Raw genomic sequence first — 7,898 nt, forward strand, 5'->3', positions numbered from 1 at the left:
CCACGTAGGCGGCGTTCGCCGCGGCCGCCTTGGCGGCCTTCTCCTTCGCGGCCTTGGCGGCAGCCACCTTCTTGGCCTTCTCGCGCGCGGCCTTCTGCTCCGGCGAGATGATGGTCATGGGCTCCTTCTGCGCCAGCGCGTAGAAATTGCCGCCGAAGTCGATGGCGATGCCCTGCACATCCACGCCGAACAGGTCGTGCGTCTCGTTCTCGAACACGAACGCCTCGAGGAACCGGTCGGTGATGCTGGGCACGGACGTGCCCTTCTGCAAGCCCTTGATCTCGTGGTTCTCCAGCAGGTTGTCCTTCATGAACGAGTAGATCAGGTCGATGCCGTCCTCGGTGTTCACGGCGAGCAGCTGCACGAACCGCCAGCCGCCGTCCTTCTTGGCGGCCGCCAGCGCCGGCAGCTCCTCGACGGTCAGCGGGACGAACGTCGTCTCAAGCGCCATGTCACGCTCCCTTCTTCTGAGCCTGCAGGGCCTTCGATTTCTCTTCCAGTATGCCCAGGCCCTGCACGACCGCGTCGATGATGGCCTCGGGGCGCACGGCGCAGCCGGGCGCGTACACGTCAACGGGTATGGCCTGGTCCACGCCGCCTATCACGTTGTAGCAGTCGTGGAAGATGCCGGCCGAGCACGCGCAGATGCCGCACGCGATGACGACCTTGGGCTCGACCATCTGGTTGTAGATCTCCTGCACCACCTTGATGTTCTGCTCGTTCACGCTGCCCGTGACCAGAAAGATGTCGGCGTGCTTGGGGTTGCCCGTGTTGATGATGCCGAAGCGCTCCACGTCGTAGCCGGGGCACAGCGCCGCCAGCACCTCGATGTCGCAGCCGTTGCAGCTCGAGCCGTCGTAGTGGATGACCCACGGTGATTTCGTTGCGAACGTCATTGGTTCTGCGCCTCCTTACAGGTACGCCAGGACGGCGATGTTGACGAAGCCCGCCACGAACGCCACGGCCCAGGCCGACGAGAGCATGGCCTGCCATTTCACGCGGGCGAAGTTGTTGTCGATCCATATCTCCAGGAAGTACACGAGCACGACCACGACGATGGCCAGCACGATGGAGAGCGGGTTGGCCCAGACGAAGAACAGGCCGACCCAACCCAGGAACAGCACGTTCTCGCACCAGTGCATGATCTCCACCTTCGCGAGCGTCTTGCCGCTCATCTCGGTGGTGATGCCCTTGACGAGCTCCTGGTGGGCGTGGTGGGAGTAAGACAGGTCGAACGGCGACTTGCGCAGCTTGATGGTGAGCACGAACAGCAGGCCCAGGAACACGAGCCAGATGCTCGTGACCACGGGCGCGTCGAGCGCGAAGACGCCCGCGGAGTCGAACGTGCCGGCGGCCATGTAGAACGCCACGGCCATGAACAGCACCATGGGCTCGTACGACATGACCTGCAGCGTCTCGCGGTTCGCGCCGAGCTCCGCGTAGGGGCTGCGCGTGGAGTACGCGGCGACGATGAAGAACAGGCCCGCGAGCGTGATGACGAACACGCTCATGAGCAGGTTGCCGCCCGAGTAGAAGATGCCGCCCGCCAGCAGCGTGAACACGAGGGCGCACGTGATGTAGGTTCCCTCGCTGGAGTTGACGGAGACGTTATCCTTCTCGATGAGCTTGCGCACATCGTAGTACGGCTGCAGCAGCGGCGGGCCCACGCGGCCCTGCATGCGCGCCGTGATCTTGCGGTCGAGGCCGGCCAGGAGGCAGCCCAGCACCGGTGCCACGATGGCGAAGGCGAGGGTGCCGATGAGAGCGAAGAGCAAGGACATTTCAGATCACACCCTTTCCTAGAACAGGCCCGGCAGCGTGATGGCCGAGAAACCGAACGCGACGATGATGACGATGGCGCAGGCCACCGTGCCCACGGGGTTGATGCGCTTCTCCCCGAAGATGCCGTCCAGGTACATGTTGCGCGACGTGGCGGCCGACTCGCCCGACAGCGAGTTGCGGTAGACGCGCGCCTCGTTGTCGGCGCTCACGCCGGCGAGGTACACCTCGGCCTTCTTGGCCTTGCCGCGCCCGAGCCCCGCGAACAGCACGATGGCGATGAGCGCCGCGGCGATGGAGGCGATCCACAGGTTCGTGGAGGCGATGTCCTGGCCGAGCACGCCGAACACGCTGTACACGTAGGGTTCCACGACGAGCTGCGAGATGATGGGCAGGCACACGCAGCCCACGACCACGAGCACGGCCATGACCACGATGGCGGTCCACTCGCTCTTATGCACGGTCACCTCCACGTTCGCCGGCTGGCCGGCGATGCCGGAGAGCTTGCCCAGCCACTTGGCCCAGAACATGAACGTGGCGGCCGAGCCGAAGGCCAGAAGCAGGATGAGGGCGACCTGGCCCGTGTCCACGAACGACACGAGCGTGGCCCACTTCGCCACCAGCATGCCGAACGGCGCGATGAACATGCACATGATACCCAGCATCATGAAGCGCGCCAGCCGCGGCATGCGATCGAACAGAAGGTCCATATCCTCGATATCGCGGCTGCCGATGTGATGCTCGGCCGTGCCGACGCACAGGAACAGCAGCGACTTCGCGATGGCATGGAACAGGATGAGGAACGCGGCGGCCCAGACGGCCTCCGGGGTTCCGACGCCCGCGCACGCCGTGGTGAGGCCGAGGTTCGCGATCGTGGAGTACGCGAGCACGCGCTTGGCGTTGCTCTGCGAGATGGCCATGAACGAGCACAGCGCGAACGTGATGCCGCCCACGAGCACGACCATCACCGACGGCACGGGGCACACCAGGAACACGGGCGCCAGCTTCACCAGCAGGAACACGCCGGCCTTGACCATGGTGGACGAGTGGAGCAGCGCCGAGGTGGGCGTGGGCGCCACCATGGCGCCGAGCAGCCACGTGTGGAACGGCATCTGCGCGGCCTTCGTGAGGCCCGCGAACGCCAGCGCGCACACCGGCAGCACCACGAGCGCCGGGTTCTGGATGCCTATCTGCAGGAACTCGAGGAACGACAGCGTGCCCAGCTGGATGGCGCTCAGGTAGAGCGCCGCCAGGAAGCCCAGGCCGCCCAGAAGGTTCATGATGATCTGGCGGAAGGCGTTCTTGATGGCCTCCTCGGTACGCGTGTAGGCGATGAGGAGGAACGAGCAGACCGTCGTGACCTCCCAGCCCGTGAACATCCACACCATGTTGTTTGAGAACACGATCAGGAACATGGCCGACAGGAACACGAACATGAGCGCGAAGAACACGGGGCGGCGGTCCTTGGCCCCTTCGGGCTCGTGGGCCTGGAAGTCCTCCATGTAGCCGAGCGCGTACACGCAGATGCCCGAGCCGATGACGCCGATGATGAACGCCATGAGCAGCGACAGCGAGTCGAGGTACAGCGCCTCGGTCACGTCGATGGAATGGGCGAAGCCGAACTCGAACACGAGCGACCCCGCCACCTGGATCACGGCGAGCACGCAGGCGAGCACGTTCTTGTAGCGGATGCCGTAGTACAGGATGGCCGCCGCCACGAGCACGCTCACCGCCGTGCTGGCGTAGTCGATGAGGGGCGATTCGAAGTCGAACGTTACCCAGGGAGCCCCCAGGTAGGTGGCCACCAACCAGATGGAGGCCAGGCCGATGACGAGCGCCGAGGCGCCCACAATCGCGCTTCTCGCCCGGTTGTTGCGCACGACCAGAAGCACGGCGGCAACGACCAGCGGGAAAAGGATTAAGAACCCGAGCAGAGCCACGTCGTATCCCTTCACTTGTGTTGGTTGATGGAAAGCTTGCAGAATGCGGCAGGGAAACCTGAACCCCCGTGCAAGCGATGACCGCACTTTAGCAAACCTGGGCATCCGCGGCCGCAGCGCTTCCCCATCGGAGCGTATTATCCGGCGAAAGGAGAGCGCCACGGTTGTATTATGGATGCATTGGGTATTCGTATCGCCGGGCAGCGGCGCGTTTGCCGTCGCCAGCGGTTTTTGCCGATGGCAACGGCCTTTCAACAGGTCGTATACCTTTTGGACACGAAAGTGCGCGGCGCGTCCTCCCCCGCACGCAAAAACGCCCCGCGAGGATGCGGGGCGCGCCTTCGGCCATGCTTCGAGCCGGATCCTACCTCATCTTGACGACCGGCTTGATGGTCTTGCCCGTTCGGGAATCCTCGAACGCCTGGTTGATATCCTCGAAGTCATAGTACTTCACCAGCTTGTCGAAGGGGAAGCGGCCCTGGCGGTAGTACTCGACCAGCTCGGGAATGAACAGCTGGGGCACGGTGTCGCCCTCTATGACGCCCGTCACCGTCTTTCCCTCCGCCATGATCTCGCCGAACATGTCGACGGTCATCTCGGGCGTGATGCCCACGATGGCCACGGTGCCCAGCGGGCGCAGCGCGGCCAGGCTCTGGTGGACGACCGCGGGGACGCCGGTCGTCTCGACCGCGTAATGGGTGCCCGCCCCCGTCGCCTTCCCTATCTCCTCGACCACGTCCACCTCGGCGCCGTTGAGGGCATAGTCGGCGCCCAGCTCGCGCGCCAGCTCGAGGCGGCTCTCGTGCACGTCGACCGCGATGACGGTCCTGCATCCCGCGATCTTCGCCGCCATGACGGCGCTAAGCCCCACCGCGCCGCAGCCGTACACGACGATCGTGGAGCCGAACGCGGGCTTGAGGCAGGCGAGCACCGTCCCGCTGCCCGTCTGGATGCCGCAGCCCAAGGGGCCGAGCAGCTCCAGCTCCACGTCATCGGGCACCTTCACCACGTTGCGCTCGTCGGCGACGGCGTAGGTGGCAAAGGAGGACTGCCCGAAGAACGTGGCCACCGGCCTCCCGTCTTGCTCCAGGCGCTCGATTCCCTGGGAGCCGAAGTTCAGGTCGTTCATCTTCTCGCACGTGGAGGGATGGGCGGACAGGCAGTTTTCGCAATGGCCGCACGAGGAATACGAGAGCACCACATGGTCTCCCGGCCCGACGGCCTTCACGTTCTCGCCCGCCTGCTCGACAATGCCGGCGCCCTCGTGCCCGAGGACGATCGGGTAAGGCACGATGCCGTTGTCCCGGGCGACGGCATCCGTATGGCAGACGCCCGTCGCCACCACCCTCACCAGAACCTCGTTGGAGCGGGGTTCAGCCAGCTCGACTTCCCCGATCTTGAATTCCTCGCCTTGGCCGTGGGTAACGGCGGCCTCGATCTTCATGTGCGCTCCTCCCTCGTGCTCCTCGATAGCCTTGCGCACCATGCTAGGCCCCGTGCCGAGCACGGGCGGAGCCGCGCCGCCAACCGGCGGCATCGAGCGTCCCTGCGGACGCACGCAACGGCGAACGGCGAGGCAGCCGCGGTGAGCGGACGGGCCCTAGGAGGCGGCGCCCGTCGCCTCGAGGGCCTCGTGCGCCTCCAGCTTGCGCAGGCGGCGCCACTCCGCCGCCAGGAAGGCCACCACGAGCAGCGTGGACGTGATGTCGGAGATCGACGGCGCGAAGAACAGGCTCTGCAGCGGCGTCCAGGGCAGCACGAGCGGCAGCACGTGGGGGCTCGCCAAGAGCAGCGGGATGAAGAACAGTATCTGGCGCGTGAGCGTGAGCAGCGTCGCCTTGAGCGCCTGCCCGGTGGCGTCGAAGTAGTTCGAGCCGATGAGCGCCACGGGCAGGATGGGTATGAACACGAGGTAGGCGATGAGGGCCCACGCCGTGGCGTCCAGGTAAGCCTCCGGCAGGCTGAACAGGTGCGCGTACATATCGGGCAGGAAGAGCACGGTGAGCCACAAGGGCGTGGTGATGGCGATGCCCAAGAGGATGCCCTGCCCCAGCGTGCGCTTCATGCGCCCGAACTTGCGCGCGCCGTAGTTGTAGCCGATGATGGGCTGCGCGCCCATGGCGATGCCCATGGACGGCATGATGGTGAACATGCCCACGGCCGAGAGCACGCGCATGACCGCGAGCGCGCCGTCCGAGCCGAGCGGGTCGGAGGCCCCGTAGGAGAGCAGCAGGTTGTTCATGATCATGTTCGACACCGCGAAGCCCAGCTCCATGACCGAGGGGGCCACGCCGAGCGCGCAGATGCGCAGCGCCACGCGCCACTTGATGCCGAGCGCCTCGCGGCGCAGCGGCATGGGCGAGCCCTTCTTCAGGAAGAACTGCATGACGAAAGCGGCCGAGAGCGCCCACGAGCACACGGTGGCGAGCCCCGCGCCCATCATGCCGCCGCCGAGCACGATGATGAACAGGTACCCGAGCACGATGTTCGCGCCCGTGCCCACGAGCATGGAGCCGAGCGCGCGGTTGGGATGGCCCGCCGTGCGGATGAAGTTGTTCATGCCGAACGCCACGAACTGCAAGGGGCAGCCCGCGATGATGACCGTCATGAAGGTGCGCGCGTGCGGCAGCACCGCATCGTCGGCGCCCGAGGCGCGCAGGATGGGGTCGAGCGCCACGAGGCCGACGATCCAGGCAATGACGCCTGCGCCCACGAGCAGCACGAAGCTGTTGCCCAGCACGCGCTCGGCCACGCGCTTCTTGCGCTCGCCCAGCTTGATGGCCGCGAGCGCGTTGCCGCCCACGCCCACGAGCATGGCCACGGCCACCATGAACGTCATGGCGGGGTTCGCCACCGTCGTGGCAGCCAGGCCGTTCTCCCCCACGGCCGCGCCCACGTACACGGCGTCGATGACGTTGTAGAGCGTCTGCACGAGCACGCCGAACACGGCCGGAATGGAGAACTCCAGCAGCAGCTTGAGCGTGCTGGCGGTTCCCATGCGGTCGATCTTCGCGTCGCCGGCGCGCTGCTGGTCCGTGCGCGCCACGGGCACGGCCACCTCCAGGTCGCCGGTGTCGAGCACCGGGCGGCGCTCGAAGGGCTCCTGGGCGGCTATCTGGGCCGAAAGGGAGCGGTCCTGCGCGTCTCCCCCGTCGCTTGCGGCCGCCTTGCGGCAGCCCTCGTTCTCTCTCTCGTTCACGATCGTGCTACCCCGCTCAGTGCGAGCGACCCCCGCGCGCCCCGTGCGGGCTGCGTGCGATCGCGTGGATTTCCCGGGTTGTCCCGGCAGACTCTGGCTGCGCGGCGGAGCTCCCCCTGGAACTCTACGCCGGCCGGCTCGGGTCATCCCGAACGAAGGCCAGTATACGGGAGCCGGTGTGAGGCGGCAAGGGCGAAGAGGGCGGGGTTCCCACCAGCCGGCCGGGACGCACGCTCCGGCTTCCCGGAAAATTCGCGTATGCTGTCAGGAAAGCCGTCCCTGGATCGTATTGCAGGTGAAGCGACGTTGCTCGAACATCCCCGGCGGCAGCCGGGCAAGAGAGGGAAAGCCACGGATGGAAACGAGAAGAGCGAACGAGGTGGAGGCCGAACGGCTGGTCGGGGCCTACGCGGACCTCATACTGCGGCTGAGCTACACCTACCTGAAGTCCACGCATGACGCCGAGGACATCTGCCAGACGGTGCTGCTCAAGCTCATGGGGGCGCCCGCGAGGTTCGAGGGACCGGAGCACGAGAGGGCCTGGGTCATCCGCACGACGGCGAACGCCTGCAAGGACGTGCTGCGCAGCGGGCACAGAAGGCGCACGGTGGGGCTGGAGGCGGCACCCGACGCCGCAGCCCCCGAAGAGCCCGAAAGCGAGGTCGTGGACGCCGTGATGGCGCTGCCCTGCAAATACCGCGAGGCCATCTACCTCCACTATTACGAAGGATACTCGATCCGGGAGATCGCAAAGCTCACCGGACGGAGCGAGTCGGCCGTCAGCGCGCATTTGAGCCGCGGCCGTGCCAAGCTCCGCACGATGCTGGAAGGAGCCTATTGTGAACAGGGAGTATAACGAGGCCATGGACGACTTGAGATTCTCGCCCGGCGCGAAGGAGCGCATGGCGGCGCACCTGGCCGCAGCGCGGGAGCAGGCGCGGTCGGAGCGCCCGCAACCGGACGTCTACGCAGCGCGCGGC

The 7,898-nt window shown here is 66.3% G+C and carries 7 protein-coding genes; 1 reads left to right on the forward strand and 6 read right to left on the reverse strand.

The genetic code is table 11. The annotated features are described in order from the left end of the window. The 6 genes from GPA_RS01980 to GPA_RS02005 form a co-directional block, all read right to left on the reverse strand. Positions 1-451, reverse strand: a 451-nt coding sequence (locus GPA_RS01980) for an NADH-quinone oxidoreductase subunit C (protein WP_167536583.1), incomplete at its 3' end; no start/stop codon positions are given. A gap of 1 nt (position 452) precedes the next feature. After that, on the reverse strand, positions 453-896 hold the full coding sequence (locus GPA_RS01985; protein WP_015538792.1) for an NADH-quinone oxidoreductase subunit B family protein: 444 nt from the start codon (positions 894-896) through the stop codon (positions 453-455). A gap of 15 nt (positions 897-911) precedes the next feature. Continuing rightward, positions 912-1,781: an NADH-quinone oxidoreductase subunit H gene (locus GPA_RS19895; RefSeq protein WP_015538793.1), complete on the reverse strand. Its 870-nt coding sequence runs from the start codon at positions 1,779-1,781 to the stop codon at positions 912-914. Between the two features lie 18 nt (positions 1,782-1,799). Then, complete coding sequence (locus GPA_RS01995) at positions 1,800-3,719, reverse strand: NADH-quinone oxidoreductase subunit 5 family protein (RefSeq protein ID WP_041238800.1); 1,920 nt, start codon at positions 3,717-3,719, stop codon at positions 1,800-1,802. A gap of 364 nt (positions 3,720-4,083) precedes the next feature. After that, positions 4,084-5,205: an NAD(P)-dependent alcohol dehydrogenase gene (locus GPA_RS02000; RefSeq protein WP_015538794.1), complete on the reverse strand. Its 1,122-nt coding sequence runs from the start codon at positions 5,203-5,205 to the stop codon at positions 4,084-4,086. A gap of 114 nt (positions 5,206-5,319) precedes the next feature. Then, a complete protein-coding gene (locus GPA_RS02005) occupies positions 5,320-6,918 on the reverse strand; it encodes an MATE family efflux transporter (RefSeq protein ID WP_227154036.1) in 1,599 nt (532 codons plus the stop codon). A gap of 355 nt (positions 6,919-7,273) precedes the next feature. Between GPA_RS02005 and GPA_RS02010 the strand changes: the two genes are divergently transcribed. Then, a complete protein-coding gene (locus GPA_RS02010; RefSeq protein WP_015538795.1) occupies positions 7,274-7,774 on the forward strand; it encodes an RNA polymerase sigma factor in 501 nt (166 codons plus the stop codon). The last annotated feature ends 124 nt before the right edge of the window (positions 7,775-7,898 follow it).

Origin of the sequence: Gordonibacter pamelaeae 7-10-1-b, assembly GCF_000210055.1 — a bacterium.
In the GTDB taxonomy this organism is placed as follows: Bacteria; Actinomycetota; Coriobacteriia; order Coriobacteriales; family Eggerthellaceae; genus Gordonibacter; species Gordonibacter pamelaeae.